The sequence below is a fragment of the Dryocola clanedunensis subsp. sulfonylureivorans genome (assembly GCF_016756775.1).
GTDB classification, from domain to species: Bacteria; Pseudomonadota; Gammaproteobacteria; order Enterobacterales; family Enterobacteriaceae; genus Dryocola; species Dryocola clanedunensis.
Window position 1 is genome coordinate 74,731 of record NZ_JAERMU010000013.1, and the last position, 23,016, is coordinate 97,746.

The 23,016-nt window shown below is 54.5% G+C and carries 19 protein-coding genes; 1 reads left to right on the forward strand and 18 read right to left on the reverse strand.

Annotated features, from left to right (window positions below):
- Nucleotides 1-5 precede the first annotated feature (5 nt).
- The 14 genes from cpsB to HYQ67_RS14910 all read right to left on the reverse strand — a co-directional run bounded on the left by cpsB (nucleotide 6) and on the right by HYQ67_RS14910 (nucleotide 14,409).
- Complete coding sequence (cpsB, locus tag HYQ67_RS14845; RefSeq protein ID WP_202304598.1) at nucleotides 6-1,442, reverse strand: mannose-1-phosphate guanyltransferase; 1,437 nt, start codon at nucleotides 1,440-1,442, stop codon at nucleotides 6-8.
- Nucleotides 1,439-2,680 (reverse strand): colanic acid biosynthesis fucosyltransferase WcaI, encoded by a 1,242-nt coding sequence (gene wcaI, locus HYQ67_RS14850; RefSeq protein WP_202304599.1) that lies wholly within the window; start codon nucleotides 2,678-2,680, stop codon nucleotides 1,439-1,441. The genes cpsB and wcaI overlap by 4 nt, the downstream gene beginning before the upstream one ends.
- Complete coding sequence (locus HYQ67_RS14855; RefSeq protein WP_202304600.1) at nucleotides 2,677-3,156, reverse strand: GDP-mannose mannosyl hydrolase; 480 nt, start codon at nucleotides 3,154-3,156, stop codon at nucleotides 2,677-2,679. The genes wcaI and HYQ67_RS14855 overlap by 4 nt, the downstream gene beginning before the upstream one ends.
- Nucleotides 3,157-3,158: 2 nt before the next feature.
- Complete coding sequence (gene fcl / locus HYQ67_RS14860; RefSeq protein ID WP_202304601.1) at nucleotides 3,159-4,124, reverse strand: GDP-L-fucose synthase; 966 nt, start codon at nucleotides 4,122-4,124, stop codon at nucleotides 3,159-3,161.
- A 2-nt stretch (nucleotides 4,125-4,126) separates the two neighbouring features.
- A complete protein-coding gene (gene gmd / locus HYQ67_RS14865; RefSeq protein ID WP_202304602.1) occupies nucleotides 4,127-5,248 on the reverse strand; it encodes a GDP-mannose 4,6-dehydratase in 1,122 nt (373 codons plus the stop codon).
- 119 nt (nucleotides 5,249-5,367) lie between these two features.
- The gene (wcaF, locus tag HYQ67_RS14870; protein ID WP_202304723.1) at nucleotides 5,368-5,910 is read right to left on the reverse strand and encodes a colanic acid biosynthesis acetyltransferase WcaF; all 543 of its coding nucleotides are present in this window, start codon (nucleotides 5,908-5,910) and stop codon (nucleotides 5,368-5,370) included.
- A gap of 88 nt (nucleotides 5,911-5,998) precedes the next feature.
- Nucleotides 5,999-6,751, reverse strand: a complete 753-nt coding sequence (gene wcaE, locus HYQ67_RS14875) for a colanic acid biosynthesis glycosyltransferase WcaE (RefSeq protein ID WP_202304604.1) — start codon at nucleotides 6,749-6,751, stop codon at nucleotides 5,999-6,001.
- An 18-nt stretch (nucleotides 6,752-6,769) separates the two neighbouring features.
- Nucleotides 6,770-7,990: a colanic acid polymerase WcaD gene (wcaD, locus tag HYQ67_RS14880; protein WP_202304724.1), complete on the reverse strand. Its 1,221-nt coding sequence runs from the start codon at nucleotides 7,988-7,990 to the stop codon at nucleotides 6,770-6,772.
- On the reverse strand, nucleotides 7,965-9,182 hold the full coding sequence (locus HYQ67_RS14885; protein ID WP_202304606.1) for a glycosyltransferase: 1,218 nt from the start codon (nucleotides 9,180-9,182) through the stop codon (nucleotides 7,965-7,967). The genes wcaD and HYQ67_RS14885 overlap by 26 nt, the downstream gene beginning before the upstream one ends.
- Nucleotides 9,179-9,664 carry a colanic acid biosynthesis acetyltransferase WcaB gene (gene wcaB / locus HYQ67_RS14890; RefSeq protein ID WP_202304727.1) on the reverse strand — a complete coding sequence of 162 codons (486 nt, stop codon included), beginning with the start codon at nucleotides 9,662-9,664 and terminating at the stop codon, nucleotides 9,179-9,181. Before wcaB ends, HYQ67_RS14885 begins: the two co-directional genes overlap by 4 nt.
- A gap of 2 nt (nucleotides 9,665-9,666) precedes the next feature.
- Complete coding sequence (gene wcaA, locus HYQ67_RS14895) at nucleotides 9,667-10,515, reverse strand: colanic acid biosynthesis glycosyltransferase WcaA (RefSeq protein WP_202304608.1); 849 nt, start codon at nucleotides 10,513-10,515, stop codon at nucleotides 9,667-9,669.
- Nucleotides 10,516-10,654: 139 nt separating this feature from the next.
- Nucleotides 10,655-12,823, reverse strand: coding sequence for a tyrosine-protein kinase Wzc (gene wzc / locus HYQ67_RS14900; protein ID WP_202304613.1), 2,169 nt, complete (start codon nucleotides 12,821-12,823; stop codon nucleotides 10,655-10,657).
- A 2-nt stretch (nucleotides 12,824-12,825) separates the two neighbouring features.
- Nucleotides 12,826-13,269: a low molecular weight protein-tyrosine-phosphatase Wzb gene (gene wzb / locus HYQ67_RS14905; RefSeq protein ID WP_202304619.1), complete on the reverse strand. Its 444-nt coding sequence runs from the start codon at nucleotides 13,267-13,269 to the stop codon at nucleotides 12,826-12,828.
- Nucleotides 13,270-13,275: 6 nt separating this feature from the next.
- Nucleotides 13,276-14,409 (reverse strand): polysaccharide export protein, encoded by a 1,134-nt coding sequence (locus HYQ67_RS14910; RefSeq protein ID WP_202304621.1) that lies wholly within the window; start codon nucleotides 14,407-14,409, stop codon nucleotides 13,276-13,278.
- Between the two features lie 767 nt (nucleotides 14,410-15,176).
- Between HYQ67_RS14910 and HYQ67_RS14915 the strand changes: the two genes are divergently transcribed.
- Nucleotides 15,177-16,757, forward strand: coding sequence for a TerC family protein (locus HYQ67_RS14915; protein ID WP_202304728.1), 1,581 nt, complete (start codon nucleotides 15,177-15,179; stop codon nucleotides 16,755-16,757).
- Nucleotides 16,758-16,776: 19 nt separating this feature from the next.
- On the opposite strand, the gene HYQ67_RS14920 is transcribed toward HYQ67_RS14915, so the two are convergent.
- The 4 genes from HYQ67_RS14920 to HYQ67_RS14935 all read right to left on the reverse strand — a co-directional run bounded on the left by HYQ67_RS14920 (nucleotide 16,777) and on the right by HYQ67_RS14935 (nucleotide 22,982).
- Nucleotides 16,777-18,009, reverse strand: coding sequence for a TolC family protein (locus tag HYQ67_RS14920; protein ID WP_202304623.1), 1,233 nt, complete (start codon nucleotides 18,007-18,009; stop codon nucleotides 16,777-16,779).
- Between the two features lie 137 nt (nucleotides 18,010-18,146).
- Nucleotides 18,147-19,379 carry a beta-barrel domain-containing protein gene (locus tag HYQ67_RS14925; RefSeq protein ID WP_202304625.1) on the reverse strand — a complete coding sequence of 411 codons (1,233 nt, stop codon included), beginning with the start codon at nucleotides 19,377-19,379 and terminating at the stop codon, nucleotides 18,147-18,149.
- A gap of 1 nt (nucleotide 19,380) precedes the next feature.
- Nucleotides 19,381-21,591, reverse strand: a complete 2,211-nt coding sequence (locus HYQ67_RS14930) for a type I secretion system permease/ATPase (RefSeq protein WP_202304627.1) — start codon at nucleotides 21,589-21,591, stop codon at nucleotides 19,381-19,383.
- A gap of 122 nt (nucleotides 21,592-21,713) precedes the next feature.
- Nucleotides 21,714-22,982, reverse strand: a complete 1,269-nt coding sequence (locus tag HYQ67_RS14935) for an Ig-like domain-containing protein (RefSeq protein WP_202304630.1) — start codon at nucleotides 22,980-22,982, stop codon at nucleotides 21,714-21,716.
- Nucleotides 22,983-23,016 lie beyond the last annotated feature (34 nt).

Here is a 23,016-nt window from a genome sequence, read left to right on the forward strand (position 1 = left end):
AAAGGTCAGACGCGCCCGTACCGGTCTTTGAAACGGACGATGTCGTCTTCTTCGAGGTAGGTGCCGGAACGCACTTCAATCAGGTCGAGCGGGATCTTGCCGGGGTTTTCCAGGCAGTGGGTCATGCCCAGCGGGATGTAGATGGATTCGTTTTCACCCAGCAGCTTGATCTCGTCGCCCAGCGTCACTTTTGCGGTGCCCGCTACCACAATCCAGTGCTCGGCGCGGTGATGGTGCATCTGCAAAGACAGCCCCTCACCCGGCTTCACGGTGATGCGCTTCACCTGATAGCGCTCGCCGGAATCAATCGAGTCGTACTTGCCCCACGGACGGTACACTTCGCGATGGTTGTGGTGCTCGTGACGGCCATCGTGTTTGATCTGCTCGACGACTTTCTTCACGCTCTGCACGTGGTCGCGGTCGGCGATCAGCACGGCGTCTTTGGTCTGCACAACGATCAGGTCTTTGACGCCAACCGTGGTCACCAGGCCGGACTCGGCGTAGATATAGCTGTTTTCGGAATCAACGCTGATCACGTCGCCGTGGTGCACGTTACCCTCATTCGTTTTAGCGCTGATGTCCCACAGGGAGGACCAGGAGCCCACGTCGCTCCAGCCCGCGTCCATCGGCACCACCACCGCATCGGCGGTTTTTTCCATTACCGCGTAGTCGATGGATTCGTCCGGACAGGCCAGGAACGCGGCTTCGTCCACGCGCACAAAGTCCAGATCCGGGTCGACGTTCGCCATCGCGTTTTCGCAGGCCTGGAGAATATCCGGGCGGTATTTGCCCAGCTCTTCCAGGTAGCGGCCAGCGCGGAACAGGAACATGCCGCTGTTCCAGTAGTATTCACCGCAGGCCACGTACTCTTCGGCGGTTGCCAGGTCCGGCTTCTCAACAAACTGCGCCACGCTGAACGCCAACGCGTCCACACCCGCAGATTCGGCCTGCCCGCGACGGATATAGCCGTAGCCGGTTTCCGGCTGGTCAGGCACGATGCCAAAGGTCACCAGCTTACCCGCCTCGGCATGCGGCAGCGCGTTACGCACCGCGTCACGGAAGGCATCTTCGTTCTGGATAACGTGGTCGGCGGCGAGGATCAGCATCAGCGGATCGCTGTCCGGCTGGTTGCGTAATGCGGCAAGCGCCGCCAGCGCAATAGCGGGCGCGGTGTTACGACCGGCAGGCTCCAGCACGATGTTCTCAGTCAGCTTGTTAAGCTGGCGCAGCTGTTCGGCAACGATAAAACGGTGCTGCTCGTTGCAAATCACCACCGGGCTTTCGCATTCCACGCCGTTCAGGCGATTAATGGTGGTTTGCAGCATGGTCAGCTCCCCTTTCAGGCAAAGGAACTGTTTCGGATAGAGGACGCGGGACAGCGGCCACAGGCGGCTGCCGTTTCCGCCAGCCATAATGACCGGATAAAGCTGGGAATGACTCATGGTTTAACCCCGACATCTGGTGCTGATAAGGCAGCGATAAATTGACTCAGCACGTTCTCTTTCTCGAGCGTGCGTTCGGCGTATTCACGGGCGATGGCGTTGTCAGCCGGCAGCTGCAGGCAGCGAACGATGCCGTCGCTCAGCGCGTCGGCGGATTCAGGCTCCACGCAGACGGCAATTCCTGGATACAGCTCGCAAAGCTGGCCGAGCTCGGTTTCCGGCTCTGCGGTAATCACCGCGTTTCCGCCCACGGCCAGAATGTTCGTTAGCTTGGACGGCAATACCGCATCGGCAGCGCCGCGACGCTGGATAACTAAATGGCAGTCCGCCAGCTTCAGCAGCGCGGGCAGCGCGTCATACGGCTGCAGCGGATGGAATACCACGTTGTGCAGATTGCGATCGGCCACCAGTTTTTCGAGGCGGGTTTTGCCGCCGCCCTGGCCGACAATCACGAACAGATAAGGCTGGTCGCTGAAGCGGGCAGCGACCTCAATCACCGTCTCCAGGCCCTGCTTTTCGCCGATGTTGCCTGAATAAAGAATGATTTTTTTGTCGGCTGGCAGCCGCAGGCTTTCACGCACGGCCTGCACGTCCTGCGGCGCGATGTCGCGAAAACGCTCTACTTCCGACCAGTTCGGGAAGAAGATCACGCGCTTTGGATCGACGCCTTTCTCGATGGCTTTGTTCATCATCGAGCGGGAGATGGTCGACACGTTGTCGACGTTGTGCAGGCAGCTTTGTTCAAAGCGCTGGGCGAGCTTCGCCACTTTGCTCGTGCTGCCGCCCGCCATGCCGAGGCCCAGCATCGCGTCAACTTCGTAATCCTGAACGTGCAGCAGCGTGCGCGCGCCGCTCAGTTTTGCCAGCAGGCGCATGCCCGGGACGCAAAAGAGCGTCGGCACCACGCCAATAATTTGGTCCGGCTTCCAGCGGCGCTGCGCCATCAGCGGGAAGAAAGAGCTCAGGGCAAAGCTGCCCAGGTGGATCAGACGCTTTAAAGTTGAAGGCTGCTTTGGAACGTAAAGCGGGCAGCGCCAGACGGTAGCCGCGCCCTGCTCTTTTTTGTACTTCCAGCCCGAGTAGTCAGGATGCACTTCCCAGACCGGATAATATGGCGGTGCGGTGATGACCCGCACTTCGTGGCCCTGGCTGGTCATCCATTCCACCATCTCACCCGTGTATTTCCCGATGCCGGTGAGCTCCGGTGAGTAGTTAATGCCGTAGACCAGAATCTTCATAATCCGATTACCTTATCTGCCGGCTCCGCGAGGAAGTAGGCACGGCTGTTGTCGTGCACGTCTTCGCTTTCCAGCAGTTCCGCGGCGCTCTGCCAGCGGTATTCATTGTGCTGTTCCATCGGCAGCTGCAGCTCGTCCGCATTCACGCGCAGGCGGAAGCCCAGCACGACGTAGTGCGTGGAGAAATCCTGCCCGGAGAAGTTGTCGTCGTAGAAATGCTGCCAGACGCCGTAAAACTCTCCGTCCTTTAACGTAAAGCGCTTGCCTAATTCTGCTTCGGTTAAACGCGCAAACGCGTCGGCAAGCCGCTCGTCTTTCTGCACGCGCCCGCCCGGCACGAACCAAAAGCCCTGGGCAGGGCGATTGGTTCGTAAACCAAGCAGGTATTCACCCGCCTGGTTTTCGACGACCAGGTCAATGGAAATCAGCGGCGTAGAACGCACTACGGTGGTGAAATCTTCATGACTCAGGAACATGCTTACCCCCGGAACCGGGACTGGTTTTCGAGGAACCACTGGTAGGTGCTGGCAAGGCCAAGCTCCAGGGCAATCTCGTGATACCAGCCGAGGCGGCGCAGGCGGGTGACGTCCAGCAGCTTGCGCGGCGTGCCGTCAGGCTTAGAAGCATCGAACACCACGCGGCCACGGTAGCCCGTCACTTTCGCGATGGTCTGCGCCAGCTCGCGGATGGTGCAGTCCACGCCGGTACCGACGTTAATATGCGACAGCATCGGCTCGGTGTTTTCGCCCCACACTTCCGGGTCCAGCTCCATCACGTGAATGCTGGCCGCGGCCATATCATCCACGTGCAGGAACTCACGCATCGGCGTACCGCTGCCCCACACCACCACGTCCGGCGTGTTCTGCTCGGTTGCTTCATGGAAGCGACGCAGCAGCGCAGGAATCACGTGCGAGTTGCTCGGGTGGAAGTTGTCGTGCGGCCCGTACAGGTTGGTCGGCATCACCGAGCGGTAATCGCGGTCAAACTGGCGGTTATAGGATTCGCACAGCTTGATCCCGGCGATTTTGGCAATCGCGTACGGCTCGTTAGTTGCTTCAAGCGTGCCCTGCAGCAGTTCGCTTTCGGCAATCGGCTGCTTCGCCATCTTCGGGTAAATGCATGAGGAGCCGAGGAACAGCAGCTTATTCACGTTGTGCGTGTGCGCGCTGTGAATAATGTTGCTCTCGAGAGTCATGTTCTCGTAGATGAAGTCCGCCGGGAAGCTGTTATTCGCCACGATGCCGCCCACCTTGGCGGCGGCCAGGTAAACCTGGTCGATTTCCGCTTCGGCAAAGAAGGCGTTCACCGCCGCCGCGTCCAGTAGGTTCAGTTCATCACGGCTGCGCAGCACAAGCTCAACGTCATCGCGCTGCTCAAGCTGGCGGACGATGGCCGATCCGACCATCCCGCGGTGGCCGGCAACAAAGATACGTTTCTTATTCATGCTCAGGACTCCAGCGCGATGGCGACCTCGTAGCCGTGGGACTTCAGCAGGGAGTGCTTCTTCGCCGCTTCCAGGTCTTTGGCAACCATCTCGCCGACCATCTCCTGCAGGGTGATCTCTGGTTTCCAGCCCAGTTTTTCGTGTGCTTTGGTCGGGTCGCCCAGCAGGGTTTCTACTTCGGCAGGACGGAAGTAGCGCGGGTCAACGGAGACAATCACGTCGCCTGGCGCAACGCCCGGTGCATCGTGACCGGTGACGGAAACCACAATGCCCTTCTCGTCAACGCCGGTGCCTTCAAAGCGCAGTTTGATACCCAGCTGCGCGGCAGCCATTTCCACGAACTGGCGAACGGAGTACTGCACGCCGGTGGCGATCACGAAATCTTCCGGGTTTTCCTGCTGCAGCATCATCCACTGCATTTTCACGTAGTCTTTGGCATGGCCCCAGTCACGCAGGGAGTCCATGTTGCCAAGGTACAGGCATTTTTCCAGGCCCTGAGCGATGTTGGCAATCGCACGGGTGATTTTGCGGGTCACGAAGGTTTCGCCACGGCGCGGGGATTCGTGGTTGAACAGGATGCCGTTACAGGCATACATGCCGTAGGATTCACGGTAGTTAACGGTGATCCAGTAGGCGTACAGCTTCGCTACCGCATAAGGAGAGCGCGGGTAGAAAGGCGTAGTTTCTTTCTGCGGAGTTTCCTGTACCAGGCCGTAAAGCTCGGAGGTGGACGCCTGATAGAAGCGGGTTTTCTTCTCGAGGCCCAGGAAGCGGATAGCTTCCAGCAGGCGCAGGGTCCCCATCGCATCAACGTCAGCGGTGTATTCCGGGGATTCGAAGGAGACGGCAACGTGGCTCATCGCGCCCAGGTTGTACACTTCGTCCGGCTGCACTTCCTGCAGGATACGGGTCAGGTTGGAGCTGTCCGTCAGGTCACCGTAGTGCAGGTGGAATTTCGGGTTGCTCGTGTGCGGATCCTGATAGATATGGTCCACACGCTCGGTGTTAAAAGAAGAAGCGCGGCGCTTAATGCCGTGTACTTCATAGCCTTTTTCCAGCAGGAGTTCTGCCAGGTAGGAGCCGTCTTGTCCGGTTACACCCGTGATGAGCGCTACTTTAGTCATAATGGATATTTCCTCTGTTAAACCTGTTTCTGATTTGTGGATCTGTAGGTCGGATAAGCCTGCGCCATCCGACGTTACGGTGGATGACACTGCGTTTATCCCCCTACGCACCTACATACCTACAAAGCTCGATCGCGTATTTTTACAGCTGGGTTTCCCCGGCAAACGGCATTTGCCGGTAATGATTTATAAACGCTGCTGCGCGCGCCGACGACGGTGCCGTCATTAATCGTTACGCCGGGCGAAACGAAGACGTCGGTGGCCAGCCAGCATTTTTCGCCAATAACAATGGGCGTGGCAGTAATATCAAAATGGTTGCTCATATAATCGTGCGAGCCGGTACATAAATAACACTTTTGTGACACAACAGAATTTGCACCAATGGTTATTTCACCCAGGGTATATAACACCGCGTCATCGCCTACCCAGGCATAATCACCGAGCGTTAATTTCCACGGATAGGTTATTTTTACCGAGGGGCGAATAACCACTCCCTTACCAATCTTTGCCCCAAACAGACGTAATAAAAAGGCGCGCCAGCGGTATAAAACCTGCGGCGACCAGGCAAACAATGTCGCCTGCACCGCCCACCAGAGCTGGACTTTTATTCCGTTTGCGCCGCGAAAACCTTTCGGTACTGAGAAACCACTTAATTCCTGCATAAGCATCTCTTATTTCTTATTGCCGGATGACGCTTGCGCTTATCCGGCCTACAAATTAATTTGCAGTTGCGGGGATGGATCATTCACCTTACGCTTTGTTATATAACGCTTTGGCTTTGCCCGTGGTACGCATACGAAGTTTATATGACAGCTCGGCAATAAATCCCGGAACACCTAATATTTTGCGCTGAACCTTTCTGGCATCATGGCATAGCTCAATATTATTGCTGGTGGAAACACCGCCCATCGAAAATTCAGAGACCAGCCCTTTAATGCGTTTGAAGGCGTAGCCGCTTTTATACATTTTGGCCGCCAGCGCGTAATCAGAGGAGACTTTGTACTGCAAATCGTAAGGGTATTTGCGAAGGCCAGACAGCGGGAAAAATATCGCCTGATGGCTGGCCGGCAGGCTGTGATAAATATACCAGCCCTGCTTTGCCCGGCGTTCGATTTTTGTGCCGTCGCCGAAATCCAGTAACGCATCGCCAATAATCATGGCGTTATCTTTGGCTGACGCAGAGGCTAACTGGTGTACCACGTTTGCGATATCCTGATGGAAGATATCACCGGAGTTAAGGAACAGTGCATAGCGCCCCTGCGCCATGGCAATCCCCTTATTCATCGCGTCGTAGATGCCGTTATCTTTCTCGCTGACAAAGCGTAAGCTGTACTGACCGTTGAGGTTTTCCAGGAACTCGGCGGTACCGTCCTGCGAGTTCCCGTCCACCACAATCCACTCAAAAGAGATGTCATTTGCCCGCGCAAGGTGTGCCAGAGACTGCCAGGTTTTCTCGATACCGGCTAAATTTTTCCAGGCGACCGTAATAACACTTAATAACATGATTGTGGACCTCAATAATCAGGTATGTGTAATCTTGAGTGCCTTGCGCAAAATAAATGGACAAACAATCAAGAAAGCATATTCCGGGCTAAAAATTGAACCGGTAAAAAACAGTGATACGGGCGTAAAAAGCCAGAGCTGTACGCGGAAATTTTCATTATTCCCAAAGGCCGTACGCATCATTTTAAAGACTTTCCACATATACCAGACTGTCAATAACACTGCGAACCATGAGAAATAAATAATCAGCAGATACAGACCATTGTCTACTGTTTTACCGACATCCGCACCGTTAAAGATTCCGAATGATGCAACATATTCATATAAAGATCCGAAGCGCACCACACCGTCAACATTGGTCAGAGAATATCCCACCATAGCCAATGGGCCGATAATACGATAATACGATGACGAACCTTCCGTCCCTAAATCACCCAGTCGTGTAGCGATATAAGGGAAGGCGAAAATCAACCCTACTAAAAACACGGATAATGAGATAATAGCCAGCGGCAACTTTTTCTTTATTGCACTTTTATTAAGATACTGGAACGCCCATTCGAGAAGATAAAACAGGATAAACGTCATTACCCCTGAGAACGACCCGGAGAGGATTATCCCTAAAAGAATCATACCATCTGTTTTCGGGGTTTTGATACCAAACTGTTTGATGCTGAGCCAAATTGAGATTAGTGCCAAAGCAAAAAACGCCGGTTCAAAATAAAGAGCCGTAGTACGCTTACCACCGAAGCTAATAAAGTTCAGAACATAGCTGTTGCTGTAAATAAGAAACTTCGAAATTTTTTCAATCAGGCTGCTGCCGCCGGTGAGAATAATCTGTGCCATTTCCGCTGCGGCGATAGTCACGATAATTCCCACGACGATAAAAAATAACCGCAATATTTTTCGGTGATTACGCGCAGAGATTGTTTTGAAGCGGCAGCTCCAGGTCATCGCCAGAATCAGCACGATATAAATAAACAGCAGCGTCGAGGTGACGTACTTGCTGGGATCGAGCGACTGGCCAAAGATATAGTTGAACGCCGTCAGCACCGCCCCCACGCCAAGAGCAATCATCAGCTTCTTGACGCTGATGCGCTCGATATACAGAAACAGAATGGCGGGCAGGAAGGTCACGATGGTGATGGGGAAACTTTCTCCCAGCGAGGCCAGCTTGACGTTCACCACCAGGTAGATAAACGGCAGCAGCAGATAGCTACAGATTCTGATAGAACGAGACATACTCCTCCAGCATCTGTTGTCCACTGAATGATTTGCGGCTGGCGGCTTTAAAAGTCGGCAAGTCCATGGCAAAAACCTGCTGCGCCAGCTCGGCCTTTGCCATTTTCACCAGCTCAGGCACCTGCGCCTCGGTGAACGTTTTACCGCCTACTTTGCGCAGCACTTCGTCCGCCGCGTCGCTTTGAGTGGCGATAACCGGAACGCCAATGGATAACGCCTCACAGAGAATCAGCGGGTAATTATCCACCCGCGAGCTGAACACCAGCGAATCCATTTCGTTAAGCTCGCTCATCAGCGCTTTTTTATCGGTCATGTAGCCGTGGTTAACCACGTTCGCCCCGTTGAACGGCGAAAACTTGCCGAAGGTATGCAGCTCAATGTCATCCCCCAGCGCCATCAGCGTCTCAACCAGCTTTTGATTGGTTTTGCCGTCGTAGCGCAGGTCATGGGCGACCACCGCCACCTTCGGTCGGCCGTTGCTTTTCTGGGTTAACGGCAGTTCGGCGAGAATGGCTTCCGTCGCCACGTCGATACCGTTGTTGATGATCTTGCAGCGCCCTGCCCCGTAGATATGGTTGAACGCGTCGGCAACGTGCTGGCTTGGCGAGATAAACTGGCAGCCCAGCACCAGCATTTCACGCAGCAGCTGGCGCTTGGTGTCTACCAGCAGGTGCGCCCGGTCGACCTTAACGGGCGGATAGTTGTTCAGCGACGGACATTTTCCGCAGCCGGTCTTCCAGCCTTCGCAGCCGTCGGTAAACGCGCAGCGGCCGGTGATGCTCCAGTGGTCGTGAAGCGTCCACACGAAAGTGACATCATTTTTGTGCGCCTTCACGCGCAGACAAAACTCAACCATCTTTTCAAGATTGAGCCAGTAGCTGTGCACAACGTGGAAGTGCAGCACAACCGGGCCGTTCTGGCGGGTGATTTTACGATAGAGGTTATTCAGGTTGCCGAACGGGTCGCGGTTAAAAAAGCGGAACAGCACGATGTTGGCAATGGAGGTCAGGCGCGGCGTATGTTTCTCGACGGCCTGATACTTATCGTGGCTGGCGCTTTTTTTACCGCCCTTACCGTAACCATAAATAAAGCGGGAGGACATTCCAGCCAGGCGGGCGCGCTGATGAAGATCGAGCGCCACGCCGGCAGCCCCGCCCTCAGCCAGCCGCACGTTGAATTGCATGATATTCATTTAAGTACCTTTACTCGCGCTTTCTCACCTACCACCAGCGCGTTGTCCGGCACGCTGTCCAGCACGACGCTGCCCGCGCCAACGGTGACGTTATTCCCTAACGTGATATCGCCAATAATAATGACGTTGGCCCCCAGCTCGACGCCGTTGCCGATAACCGGACACGCCAGGCTCTGCCCGCGGTTACCGATGGTCACCCCGTGGCGAATAGTGAAATCGTCTCCGGCAACCACGAACTTGTTGATGACCACGGCGTAACCGTGGTGGATCACAAAACGACGTCCGATAGTCGCTGCCGCCTGAATTTCATAGCCAAACAGGCACTCGGTGATAAAGCGATAGGCCAGCAGAACGGGAGCCGCCCACAGATTATTCATGACGTTTTTTTTGCGCCATACCGAACAGAAATGGGCGATGCGGTAGGCCAGTACCATGCAGCAGGGGCGCAGGCTCCAGGAGTTGGCTCGCAGATCTTCCAGCACCATTATTTCCCCCGCAGCCCGTCAGCCAGGCGCTTGGTGTTACGCACGGTCAACAGCGCCATCAGCGTGCGCAGCGACATGCGCTTGTTGCGGATCTGATAGAGGGTAAACAGCTGGTATTTCTTGCTGGCGCGGTCAAATTTATCTTTATGTTTGCGGTAGAAATGGAAGTAGCCGGCAAATTTTTTCGGGGATTTGGTTATCTGCATTTCACCGTGGTTGATGTGCAGGATCTGCGTGGCCTCTTCGACCTTCCACGGCTGGCCGAACTCCACCACCATGCGCAGGAAAATATCGTAGTCCTGAGCGGCCGCCAGATGCGTATCGAACAGGCAGTGCTTAAAGCGCTCGGCGCTGGTAAAGACCTGGTTGCCGATAATATTGCGCTTGTAAAACAGCTTCAGGGAAAACGGTGATTTCGGGTACAGCGGCAGGCTGGTCGGCTGGGAGTAGACCTGCCCTTCGCAGACATAGTCATTGGCATACAGAAACGCATGGGTGACCAGCTGATGTTTGTGCGCAAGGAACACGGACAGGCGGTCCGGCGTCCATTCGTCATCGTCATCGATACCGGTAATAAACTCTCCGCTCGCCTGCCCAATCGCCTGATTGCGTACCGCGCAGGCGCCGGAGTTAAAGTCATTGCGGGTATAGCGCACACGCTTATCACCCAGCTCTTCGACAAACTGCTGAAGCTGCTCGTAAGAGGAGGAGCAGTCATCGACGATGAACATTTCCCAGTTATCGAAATCCTGGCGCAGCACCGATTTAATGGCGCGGATCGCCAGCTGCTGGCGATTCCAGGTCGGCATATAAATAGAAATTAACGGGCGCGATGCGGTGGTATTCATGACAGTCCCCAAAAAAGTCTCGTTGATGAGAAAAGTACAGCGCTGCTGTCTGATGGTGGATGGCGCTGTCGCTTATCCACCCTACCAGTGCGAAACTTAGGGCGGATAAGCAGCGCGTCATCCGCCGCCCGGCACAGGCTTATTTAGAGTCAGATTTATATTCGTACTCGTAGTAACCGTAATCCTGATACCCCGTCGCACGACGGAAGATGGAGTTCAGGATCACCCCGCGCACGTGGATGCCATTCTGTTCGAAGCGGCTCATACTGGTTTCGACTTCTTTAAGGGTATTCACCGCGTAGCGCGCCACCATCAGCGTGGTGCCCGCGTGGCGGCCAACTATGGCGGCGTCGGTAACGGCCAGGATTGGCGGAGTATCGATCAGCACCAGGTCATAGTTCTGGCTCGCCCATTTCACCAGCTCGCCGAAACGGTCGCTCATCAGCAGTTCTGAAGGATTCGCTGGCACCTGGCCACGCGGGATAAGATCGAAGTTCGGTACCGAGGTTTTTTGCGTACAGCGCGTGATATCTCCCAGGCCGGAAAGCACCTCCGCCAGTCCGTTGACATTGGTCGTTCCCAGCAGCTCATGGGTGTAGCCCTTACGCATATCGCAGTCGATAAGCAGGACGCGCTTATTGGTCTGGCTGATGACCGCGGCAAGGTTGGCACAGACAAACGTTTTACCGATGGACGGGCTGACCCCGGTCAACATCAGCACGTTGTTCGAGGCCTGCATCATGGCGAAGTGCAGGCTGGTACGCAGGCTGCGGATGGCTTCAATGGCCAGATCCGTCGGGTTACCCACCGCCAGCAGCTGGCTTTGCTTGTTACGTCTGGCCCCTTTGACGCCCAGCACCGTGGCGTTGTCGCGGGATTTCTGCCATTCGGACAGCGGGATGCTGGCATAGACGCTAAGACCCGCCTCTTCCAGTACCGCCGGGCTTTCAATGCCACGGTTGAACAGGGAGCGCAGCAGCACGCCGACAATGGACAGAATCAACCCAAGAATAATGGCCCCAAGAATGATTAACGCCTTTTGCGGCTTCACAACCCCTGGCTGAGTAATCGCGGAGTCGACGATGCGGACGTCCCCGACCGTGCTGGCCTCGGTGATTTTCAGCTCCTGCTGTTTGTTCAGCAGCTGCATATAAACCTGCTGGCCGGACTCCACGTCGCGGGTCAGACGCACGATCTCCTGCTGCGTTTTTGGCATCTGGGTGACGCGGCCGTTGAGACGAGCTTTTTCATCTTCCAGCGTCTTACGCTTTTCCAGCAGCGTGCGGTACGCCGGGTGCGCTTTGGTGTAGAGCTTGGAGATTTCGGCCTCTTTGAAGGTCAGCTCGTTGAGCTGGGCATCAATGTTGACCATGGTGTCGAGAACGGATTTGGCCTCAAGGGAGAGATCCACCGAATCCTGCTGCTGGCGGTAGGCGTTCAGCTTGTTCTCCGCGTCGTCAAGACGGGTGCGGACGTCCGGCAGCTGCTCGGCAAGGAACTTAAGGCTCTTCGCCGCCTCTTCGGATTTGCGCTGAACGTTCTGCTCGAGGTAGTTGCGGGTAATGCTGTCGAGGATAGCGCGGATCTGGTCTTTGTCTTCACCGGTATAAGAGAGGCTAAGCACGCCCGTATCTTTGCCGTTTTCAGCCACGGTCAGGTTGCCCTGAAGCTGGTTTATCATGCCCAGCGTGGAGTATTTAGTGACGGTAAAGGTATCACCAACCTGAGCTTTAATGGCGTCAACCGCCATCGAAATGCCCGCTTTTTCCAGCGGCTGGCCAACCTGGCCTTTGGCGCTGAAGCCGTTATCGCTGGTCAGCAGGTACTGGGTCGGGCTAAGCACTTCGACGGTAAAGGTGTCTTTGCCCATACCGGCGGGCAGATTGAAGCTGCTGACCTTTACCGTGTCGTTCTGGCGCCCGTGCAGGCGATCCCAGCCCGCGCCAAACAGCCAGAAGGTGTTTTTGACGACCGAAATATCCAGGTTAAGGTCATCAACGGTTTTGCCCATCACCAGGCGCGACTGGATCAGCTGCATTTCGGCAGCGGACGCAGGCGGCTTGTTGGAGAGCGCCGAGTTAATGTCGTTAACCAGGGAATTCCCGGCGTTCTGTTCGATCTGCACCAGCGCATCCGCTTTATAGATAGGCGTAGCAAACAGAGCATAAACCGCGGCCAGCAGTGCAAATACCGCAGTAATGCCCAGCACCCACCAGCGGGCTTCAAGCACGGTGCCAAACAGACGGCCAATATCAATTTCGTCGTTGCCCTCGGTCGAGGCGCTCGAACGGTGTACTTTGTCAGTCATTGTTATCCCTGATGAGCGTTGAGTGCGTTAGCCCACTTCTGGGCGGAAAGGTCGAGAAGCTCGTAAACCGCTTCGAAAGCGTCGCGGCTTTTGCGATACGGGTCCGGGATCTCCCGCTCCGCATCCCAGTGACCAAACAGCATCACTTTGCCGCGCATCTCGGGCGCCATTTCGCAGATGGCGGAAATATGACGCTTCTCCATCGTCAGGATCAGGTCGTAATCGCGGCACATACGGCCTGAGACCTGGCGGGCGCAGTGCCCATCCAGAGAGAGATTGTGCTGCTGCGCCACGCGAACGGCACCGTCATCGGCCCCCTTCCCGACCAGCGCACCAAGCCCCGCAGACTCGACGGTCAACCCGGGCTGATACGTCCTGAGCAGGCGTTCTCCCGTAGGGGAACGGCAAATGTTCCCCACACACACCACAAGAATTTTGTTAAACATAGCGCGTTACCATGTATGCAGATCGCTGGCGGTATCCGTCATATAACGAACGCCGCTGATGGTTGGCAGCAGCTGGTTGATCAGGCGGTTCCAGCGGGTGACCGGTGCGGTCGTGACATAGACGACGTCGTACGGCTGCAGCTGGAACTCGGTGCCCATCACCAGCGATGTCGCATCGGACATATCCAGCTGATAGATATTGGCGATTTTGCCGCCCTGCTTCTCTTTCAGCGGTCGAATCACGAAGATGCCGCTGGCATTGGAGGCGGTCATGTCCAGCCCTTCCGCTTGCCCCAGCGCTTCGGTCAGCGTCATGCCGCTGAAGTCCATCTTCAGGGTGGTCTGTTTCTTCACTTCACCCATCACGAACACTTTCAGATCGTCGTTGCGCGGCACAAACAGGATATCGCCCGGATAAAGCAGGTGGTTCTGGCTCAGATCGCCGTTCTGCATCAGGGCCTGTAAAGAGATGCGTTTTTCCTGCCCGTTGTGGGTCAGCACCACGTTGCGCCAGTCGGCGAGATCGGTCAGGCCGCCTGCGGCGTTAATCGCATCCAGAACCGTTAACGGCACGTTGGTAATAGGCTGTTGGCCAGATTTGTTTACCTGACCTGAGACATAGGCTTTCTGTGAGCGGAAGGCGGCGATATTAACGTCCACCTGCGGGTCAGCAATGTACTGCGCAAGGCGGCCGGTAATATCACTACGGATCTCGGCAAGGGTTTTGCCGGTCACTTTTATCTTGCCCACGTACGGGTAGAACACGGTGCCGTCGGACTGCACCCAGTTACCCGCATCGCTTGAGCTGCGGTACTGACCGGCAGGCGTGGTCAACTCAGGGTGGTCCCAGACGGTGACGCTCAACACGTCACCCGGCCCGACGCGATATTGATATTGGGAGATTTCCTGATCCAAAGACATATTCGGCTGTGCGACGGCAGGACGCACGCGTAATTGCTCAACGAGACGCGGCGTGAGGGGATAAACATTAACCATGCGATCCAGATCGAAATCTGCATCCTGTTGCTTAATCACATCTTTCCCCATCGTGGACATATTGCTTCCGGGAAGAACTGTGCAACCGCTCATCAGGGTTACGGATACCAATAAAGGCATCAATTTAAGTTTGTATTTTATCATTGAGTATTTATCACTATGGCAGAGTAATTATCCTGAGCGAATAAAATATGCGACCCATTATCTCGCGGACGCACCAGAAAATTGAACATACTGACCGCAAAAAATAACGGGTATCAGTCTTAAATCTCGCTTATTTCCTGACATCTTATAGACAGAATAATTGAGGCGTAAACTCTGGCTGTCAGGCAGGCTACCGCCCTTGGCTTACAGTCACCAAACTACTGAAAAGAAAGCAGATAATAAGAGGACTCCGAAGCTAAGATAAATCTGTAGTATTTATCTGCCCGCGGGAGTTACGAGTCATGAAGCGCTTAAGTGCCACACCAATTAATTATAAAAAATACATTCCTTACCAGACACTGATATCGATTGTTACAGCTAAGCCAGGGACAGGCAAGGCAGCAAATGACAAGAAACAGACTTTTAAGATTAATATTAAGCTCGCAAAACCTGTGTTTTAAGATTTTCTTTATATTGACAGCCTTTATATTAACAAGGGCATGGCCTTATACAGATATATCTTATATATATAACAAGCCGCATTATTTATTTAGCACCACAAGAAGTGTTCATTTTTTAATTATTTACCCTGGTTATTGCGCGGGAATATAAAAAACTCCGGCTCATTAATGCATCTTTATAAGATTAATCGCAGGGTGATATTGCATTTTAGTGAAGGGTTATCCATTCTTTCATTGTGGCAAAGCCTGGAAAACATCCGCTCGCCGCTGTGTTTCACTCACGACTTTGAGGATGCAAAACGCCGTATGGAATGGATTGCCGATCCTTCAATCTGGGCAGGCCTGGTCACGCTGATTGTTATCGAGCTGGTACTGGGTATCGATAACCTGGTATTCATTGCGATTCTTGCCGAAAAGCTCCCGCCCGCCCAGCGGGATAAAGCGAGGGTGACAGGGTTAGTGCTGGCGATGCTGATGCGCCTGCTGCTGCTGGCCTCCATCTCCTGGCTTGTCACCCTGACGAAGCCGCTGTTTCAAATAGCCAGCTTTGGCTTCAGCGCCCGCGACTTAATTATGCTCGGCGGCGGTCTGTTCCTGATATTTAAGGCGACCGTAGAGCTGAACGAACGGCTGGAAGGCAAAGACAGCGAAGCGCAAAACCAGCGCAAAGGGGCACGATTCTGGCCCGTCGTGGCACAAATTGTGATTCTCGACGCCGTATTTTCACTGGATTCGGTGATCACCGCGGTGGGGATGGTTGACCACCTGGCGGTCATGATGGCGGCGGTGATTATCGCCATCAGCCTGATGCTGCTGGCCAGTAAATCGCTCACGCGCTTTGTGAACAATCATCCAACGATTGTGATCCTCTGCCTGAGCTTCCTGCTGATGATTGGCTTTAGCCTTGTTGCGGATGGCTTCGGCTACCACATTCCAAAAGGCTATCTGTATGCCGCCATTGGCTTCTCGGTGGCGATTGAATCCTTAAACCAGCTGGCGATTTTCAACCGCCGTCGTTTCCTGTCGGCAAATCAGTCGTTACGTCAGCGCACCGCCGAGGCGGTTTTAAGATTGTTGAACGGGAGAAAAGAAGAGGCGGAGCTGGATGCGCAAACGGCCTCGCTGATTGCTGACCACAGCCCGGAAGAGGACATCTTTAACCCGCAAGAGAAGCTGATGATAGAACGCGTGCTGAATCTTAACCAGCGTACGGTCAGCAGCATCATGACCTCGCGTCACGATGTCGAACATCTGAAGCTGAGCGATTCAGAAGCTCGCACTCGCGAGCTTCTGGTAAACAATCAACATACCCGCATTGTGATAACCGACGACGGGGATGAGATCCTCGGCGTGGTACATGTTATTGATTTACTCACCCAGTCGCTCAACGGTGAGCCACTCAACGTCGAAACGTTGATTCGTCAACCGCTGGTCTTCCCGGAAATGCTGCCGCTGCTGCAGGCGCTGGAGCAGTTCCGCAACGCGCGCACGCATTTTGCTTTTGTGGTGGATGAGTTTGGTTCAGTGGAAGGCATTGTCACCTTAAGCGACGTAATGGAGACTATCGCGGGCAACCTGCCGAACGAAGTCGAAGAGATAGATGCCCGGCACGATATTCAGAAAAATGCGGACGGCAGCTGGACGGCGAACGGCCATATGCCGCTGGAGGATTTGGTGCAATACATTCCCCTGCCGCTTGATGAAAAACGCAGCTATCACACCATTGCAGGCTTGCTGATGGAGTACCTACAGCGCGTACCGGCTGCCGGTGAGGCGGTTAAGGTGGGAAGCTTTGAGCTGAAAACCCTGGTGGTTGAAAGCCACCGGGTGCAGAAGGTGCAAATTGTCCCGCTGGATGACGAAGAGAGCGAGTGGGAATACCCTTAACGGCCTCCCCGCTCGTTGTTTAGCTGGTCTTCCCTGCCTCATCAAGCCAGGGAAGAAGTAAACCGGCATCTTTGCGGATCGACAGTATGTTGTACCAGGCATCAAACCTGCTGGAGATTGCGTTAACCTGATTATTGTAGTGGTCGGTCTCGGCGATCAGCACATCCAGCAGGCTACGCTTCCCCAGGTGATACCACTGTTGAAAGAACATCCAGCGGATCTTGTCGCTCTCCACGGCAAGATTTGCGTACGCAGTGGCCCGCTTGCTGTATTTTTCCACCTCACGGTACTGCGTTTTTACACGATACTCCGTGCGGCGCAGTAAATCTTCACGCGCCTGTTTATAAGCTTCAGCGCTATGTACCGCAGAAGAAACTTTCGCCATGCCTGAAAAGCCGCTGAAGATATCCCAACTGATTGAAAACCCGACCTGTAGATCGCTTTCTTCGCCGTAGTTTGCTGCGGCAAACCCTTTATTGGCAACAAGGTCAAGCTGGGGGAGCTGCTTTGCCTTCTCCTCTTTTGCGCTGGCAAGCCATGCCTGATATTGCGCCTGCGCCTCGCGCATCATCGGCGTCGCCTGCAAATTGCTTAGCGCACTGTTGGCATCCGGCATTTGCATATCCCAGAGGCTGTCGATGGGGATGGGATGACGTGGAGCGTCGCCAAGCCACTGGTTAAGCGTGACGGTCAACGTTTCTATTTCTGCTGCGGCATCGTCACGGGCTTCTTCAGCCTGCAACAGACGGGCCTGCGCCTGCACCAGCTCGCTCTGGCGCCCGGCATCCGTTTCAACTATGCGGCTTAGCATCGTCACCAGCTCTTCCATTCGTGAAGAGTAGACCTGAGCCGTTTGCAGAATTGCCCGCTGCTTTCCCAATTTGACTTCCGTGCTCGTGACGTCAAATGCCAGCTCATCGAGCTGCGAAAGATACTTTTGCGCCGCTGCCACGTTGCGGTATTCACGGTTTTTGATGGCGCTTGCCAGCCGGCCCCAGTCGAACACCGGCATCGATAACGACGCGGAAAAATCCCCGTCGTTCGCGTACCGCTTGTAGCGCCCATTTCCCTCGCTAACGGGCATCGCCACGGCACTGACATGAAGCTGCGGCCAGCGCTCACCTTTAACATCGTCAATATCATCCGATGCGGATTGCCACTGCTCGTAAAGCTGACGAAGCTGGTAGTCACGGGCAATGGCAATGTTTACCTCCCGGCTAAACGCCCCGCTAACAGCAATACTCTTTTTCATTATGGCCGCTGACGGATGCTGCTCGGAGGGTGACAGGGCGGGCGCATCTGCCTTTAATGAAGATTCGGCCCAGCTACACGGAGCTGCAGAAACCATGACCGCCGCGCACAGCAGAACATCCCTGAAATGCATCATATTTATCTTTCCCTGAACGCTTCACGCGATTTCAGCACCGGTTTAAGCAGGTAGCTGAGAATACTTTTCTCACCCGTTTTGATCTCAACGGAGGCGGTCATACCGGGAATAATTGGATGATCTTTTCCCCCCGCGGTCAGCACGCTTCGCGTTGAATGCACGCGAATTCGATAATATGTCGTCTCTTTCTGCGCCCCGCTGCGCGGGTCTTCTTCCAGCGTATCGGCGCTGATGTAGGTCAGCGTTCCGCTTAAACCGCCATAAATGGCGTAATCATAGGCGGTGAGCTTTATCGTGACGGGCAGGCCCGGGCGCAGAAAAGCCACATCTTCAGGACGGACTTTGGCTTCAACCACCAGCTCATCCTCGAGCGGGATCAGCGACATGATGTCTGCACCTTGTGGAACGACTCCGCCGGGGGTAGTCAGGCGAATATTCTTCACCACCCCGCGAGCGGGGGCGACAATCGTCGTGCGGGAGAGCAGATCTTCTTTCGCCTGAGTACTCTTCTCGCTTTGCGCCAGCTCCGACTCGGATTTGACCAGTTCGGCGTTGGCCTCCGCGTGATAACGATTCTGACGCTCGGTGATTTGCAGGCGCAAATCATTGGCCTGCCGCTTCATCCGCAGGAGTTCAACCTCTGACATCAGCCCCTGCGCGACCAGAGGAGCGGACATATTGATCTCTTTCTCGGAGAGCTGGAGGCTCCGTTTCAGCACCGCGACACCCTCATCAAGCGCCTTTTTCCTTGCCTGATAAGCCTTCGTTTCGTCCTGGATAATGGACGGCCACTCCTGCAGAGTTTTCGGAAACACCAGCGGTGTGCCATAAGCTTCAGCCCGCAAACGGGCAACTGACCCTTCAAGCCCTGCAACTTTAGAGGAGGTTTCCTGCCAGGCCGAGCGAGCCTGAGTGGCATTAAGCCTGAGCAGCACCTGGCCTTTTTCGACGATCTCCCCTTCGTGCACCAAAAGGCTAGCCATAATGCCGCTATCCAGGCTCTGAATGACCTGCTCGCGGCTGGCGGGAATGACTTTCCCCTGCCCTTTCACAACCTCTTCTACCTGCGCCAGGGCAGCCCAGATGCCGCCCACAACAAGTACGATAATAATGAGCCATAGCACCAGTAGCGTGCCGGGCGTTGACTGATTAAGCAAAGCCGCACGGGCATCGGCCATGAATTCGCGATCGATGGGTTTGACGGGGAGCCCGGCGTTTTTTTTCTCGTTCGCCATGCTATTCCCCTCCCATTTTCGGTTCTTTGAGCGATTTTCCCTGCGGGTCGTTTTGGCTCAGCCTTGCCAGAACGTCTGCTTTTGGCCCATCAAGAACCACTTTTCCCTCTTCCATCACGATGATGCGATCAACCTGATTGAGCACGGAGAAGCGATGGGTAACGACAACCAGCGTCTGATGATGGGTTGCCGCCGCAAGGCGTTTCAGGAACAGCGTTTCGGTCTGGGTGTCCATCGCGCTGGTTGGCTCATCCATCAGCAACAGCTTCGGCTGGGCGAGCAGGCATCTGGCCAGCACTACCAGCTGCTGCTGCCCACCTGAAAGCCCCTGCCCGTTTTCACCAATGGGCATTTCATAACCAAGCGGATGGCGCTGGGCCATTTGATCCAACCCGGTCAGACGACAGACGGACAAAAACGCTGACGAGCTACAGCCGGGATGGCCTATCTGGATGTTCTCCCGCAGCGTACCGTAAAATAGCCGCGAGTCCTGGCCCACAAAACCAACCTCGGCGCGCCAGTCCGCCGGATCAATCTGCAATGCGTCCAGCCCATCCATCAATATCTGGCCCTGGTTTGCCTGATACAGCCTCGCCATTAGCCGTAACAGCGTTGATTTACCGCTGCCAATTCTTCCCAGAATGGCGACTCGCTCACCGGGATTGAGCGTCAGGCTGACGTTGCTGATTGCCGCGGGCCGGGGAATGCCGTCACTGGCAGGCCAGCTAAAAGAAATGTTTTTAAGCGTCAGAGCACCGTTAAGCTGCGGGGCGGCCAGATAGCGGCGCGAGCGGTCTCTGTCAGTGGGCTTGCGCATGAGTTCATTAATGGATCTCATGGCCGCACGAGCCTGCTGGAAACGGACGGCAAGCCCCACGATTTGCCCTAACGGGGCGGTAATTCTGCTGGAGAGAATAACGGTGCCGATAAGCCCGCCCATCGACAGATCTCCGTCTGCTATCAGGTAAACGCCCCAGCAAACCAGCGCCACCGTTTGCAGCTGTTGAATCGTGCTCACGGAATTCGACGCCAGCCCGGAAAGCAGACGCGACTTCATTGAAGTTTTGGAGATAAGCGCGCTGTATCTGTCCCAGCGAAGCTGCATAAACCCTTCGCCTCCCGCCGCTTTTAATGACTCCAGACCGTCGACTGACTCAATAAGAATGCCCTGCTTAATAGACCCTTCACGCAGGTTTTCCTTCATTAATCTGGCAAGCGGCCACTGGATAAGCAGGCTGACAATAATAATTAAGGGGATTGCAGCCAGAGGAATAAACGCCAGAGGCCCGCCGATACCGGCAATAATGATGGTGAACAGCAACACAAAAGGCAGATCGCTCAGGGTCACTAAAGTGGCGGAGCTGACAAAATCACGCACCGTTTCATATTCACGCAGCTGGTTAGCAAAAGAGCCGGAGGAGGCAGGTTTATGCTCCATGCGCAGGGACATTGCGTGACGAAACAGGCGTGAACCGATGATTAAATCGGCCTTCTTTCCCGCCATATCCAACAGCCAGGCACGGATATTACGGGCGATAAATTCAAAGACAATGGCCAGCATGACGCCTGTTGCCAGCGACCAGAGGGTAACGAAAGCCTGGTTGGGCACCACGCGATCGTAAACATTCATGGTAAAGAAGGTGCCCGCCAGCGCCAGAACGTTAATCAGCATGGCGGCGAGCACGGCGTTGCCGTAGTAGCGCCGAAAACGCCAGAGCGTGCCCCATAGCCAGTGTTCGGAGGTGTCGATTTCCTGCTCCCCCAGACGATTATCAAGCGGGGGCCGGGGTTTCACCAGCAGCGCGTAGCCGCTGTACTGTAGCTTCAGCTCCTGCGCGCTGAGTTCAATCTGTCCGTTGCCCGCTTCGGGAGCCAGCAGCGTGAAAAGCGTCTCTCCCTGCGCATTCACCTGTGAATCTGACAGAATAAAAGCGCCACCATCGTGACGCAGCAAAATAGCGGGAAACAGCCAGGGCGAGATTTCAGTGACTTCCCGTAAGATCAGCGATGAAGCAATACCCACTCTTTCTAAAGCTACCCCCGCCATTTGCGGAGTCAGTCGGTGCTCAATGGGCAGACCGCTAAGGAATACCTTTCGACTGACCGGCTGGCCGTGATATTGCGCAACCCAAAGTAGCGCTTCAACCAGCGTATCCTGCTGCTGAATGGAGACGGCGATCTCATCTGCGGTGTTTTCTTGCGATGCATACATGCTGGGGTTTCACTTTCCTGAACAACGCTGCATAAATAGATATAAGCAAAATCGGATGATGAAGATGACAATAAAATAACTCCCCGGGCCAGCCGGGGAATTAAATAAATATAATTAATTTATTAAATAATATTGACGTGGACGTTATCTTCAACCAGAACAGCCGCACCCTGGCTATTGGTATATGCCTGGTAATTGTGACCTTCATATTGAACTGCAATATGTGAATCACTCCAGCCATGATTGGCATCAACGAGATTCAACACATCACTTTCATCGCCATTCACCACGACTTTTTGCTGGAACATATTCGTCACCAGATCTTTGCTACCCAGTTCAATCACATCATCCAGGGATAACGTCAGTGACTGGTGACCTTCGGCAGACAGGTCGAATACTTCGATGGAATGCAGAGCATGATTTGTTTCGCTGACGTTCAGCGCGGTACCTTCACCTGTCAGGGAGATTTTATCAAAGGTAAAGTCGGAGCCAATAATCTGACCATCGTGACCCAGTGAAGCAATATCCTGCTCAGTAAGCGCATACTCCATGTGCAACGGCATCTCTGAATTCAGGGAGAACTTGGAAACCTGCAGTGAGAATTCGTCGCTCATGGCGCTTAATTCACCGCTGCTGTTTTCAGACTGCACGGTGAGGTGGTGCTCCATTAGCACTTCGGATGAGCCCATCGCCGGGGCCGCCAGCGCTTGCTCTGGCGTAAATGACCAGCTGCCGTACTGGTCAGCATGGGTTTCACCAATCAGTACACCGTTATCGTAAACGTGTACCAGGCTGTTGGCTTCTGCTACGCCCTGCAGCGTAGGCTTGCCGTCATCGGTTTTCTGGTGGTTATAGACGCGAACTTCGTCGCCATGCTCATTGTTGACTTTATCAACCGCAAAGTAGATGGCCGGATTATTGTCTGGCTGCGGCTGCGGGTCTGGCTGTGGTTTTGGTTCTGGCTGCGGTTCAGGTTGCGGCTGTGGTTCTGGCTGTGGTTCTGGCTGCGGCTCAACGTCCTGATCTGCAGGCTTCGAGCCTGTATCAAGGTTATAAACAAAACTTACTGGCTCTGGCGTCAGAGACGCTCCAGTAGTATCTACAGACTGCAGGGTAATAGTGTGCTGGCCATTTTCCATCGAAGGCATCTGGAAATTCCACAGGCCGTAAGAATCAACGGTCACCTCACCAATCTGCACGCCATTATCATAAATACCGATGTGGTTACCTGGCTGTGCAGTACCGTTAAGAAATGCATTTTGCGAGTGAACGACTTCCTGCGGATTAGTCATGGTCTTATAGGCACCATCATAAACGCTATCAATCGTAAAGTTCTGAGGAGTGACCGTATCACCTGCATTATTATTGGTCGAGTAAGTTTTATTTTCCATTCTTTCCATCCATGATTAATTAATACCTGAGCCC

Coding starts and splice junctions, on each gene's coding strand:
- cpsB (WP_202304598.1), bottom strand. CDS start 1,442: ATGAGTCATTCCCAGCTTTATCCGGTCATTATGGCTGGCGGAAACGGC.
- wcaI (WP_202304599.1), bottom strand. CDS start 2,680: ATGAAGATTCTGGTCTACGGCATTAACTACTCACCGGAGCTCACCGGC.
- HYQ67_RS14855 (WP_202304600.1), bottom strand. CDS start 3,156: ATGTTCCTGAGTCATGAAGATTTCACCACCGTAGTGCGTTCTACGCCG.
- fcl (WP_202304601.1), bottom strand. CDS start 4,124: ATGAATAAGAAACGTATCTTTGTTGCCGGCCACCGCGGGATGGTCGGA.
- gmd (WP_202304602.1), bottom strand. CDS start 5,248: ATGACTAAAGTAGCGCTCATCACGGGTGTAACCGGACAAGACGGCTCC.
- wcaF (WP_202304723.1), bottom strand. CDS start 5,910: ATGCAGGAATTAAGTGGTTTCTCAGTACCGAAAGGTTTTCGCGGCGCA.
- wcaE (WP_202304604.1), bottom strand. CDS start 6,751: ATGTTATTAAGTGTTATTACGGTCGCCTGGAAAAATTTAGCCGGTATC.
- wcaD (WP_202304724.1), bottom strand. CDS start 7,990: ATGTCTCGTTCTATCAGAATCTGTAGCTATCTGCTGCTGCCGTTTATC.
- HYQ67_RS14885 (WP_202304606.1), bottom strand. CDS start 9,182: ATGAATATCATGCAATTCAACGTGCGGCTGGCTGAGGGCGGGGCTGCC.
- wcaA (WP_202304608.1), bottom strand. CDS start 10,515: ATGAATACCACCGCATCGCGCCCGTTAATTTCTATTTATATGCCGACC.
- wzc (WP_202304613.1), bottom strand. CDS start 12,823: ATGACTGACAAAGTACACCGTTCGAGCGCCTCGACCGAGGGCAACGAC.
- wzb (WP_202304619.1), bottom strand. CDS start 13,269: ATGTTTAACAAAATTCTTGTGGTGTGTGTGGGGAACATTTGCCGTTCC.
- HYQ67_RS14910 (WP_202304621.1), bottom strand. CDS start 14,409: ATGATAAAATACAAACTTAAATTGATGCCTTTATTGGTATCCGTAACC.
- HYQ67_RS14915 (WP_202304728.1), top strand. CDS start 15,177: ATGGAATGGATTGCCGATCCTTCAATCTGGGCAGGCCTGGTCACGCTG.
- HYQ67_RS14920 (WP_202304623.1), bottom strand. CDS start 18,009: ATGAAAAAGAGTATTGCTGTTAGCGGGGCGTTTAGCCGGGAGGTAAAC.
- HYQ67_RS14925 (WP_202304625.1), bottom strand. CDS start 19,379: ATGGCGAACGAGAAAAAAAACGCCGGGCTCCCCGTCAAACCCATCGAT.
- HYQ67_RS14930 (WP_202304627.1), bottom strand. CDS start 21,591: ATGTATGCATCGCAAGAAAACACCGCAGATGAGATCGCCGTCTCCATT.
- HYQ67_RS14935 (WP_202304630.1), bottom strand. CDS start 22,982: ATGGAAAATAAAACTTACTCGACCAATAATAATGCAGGTGATACGGTC.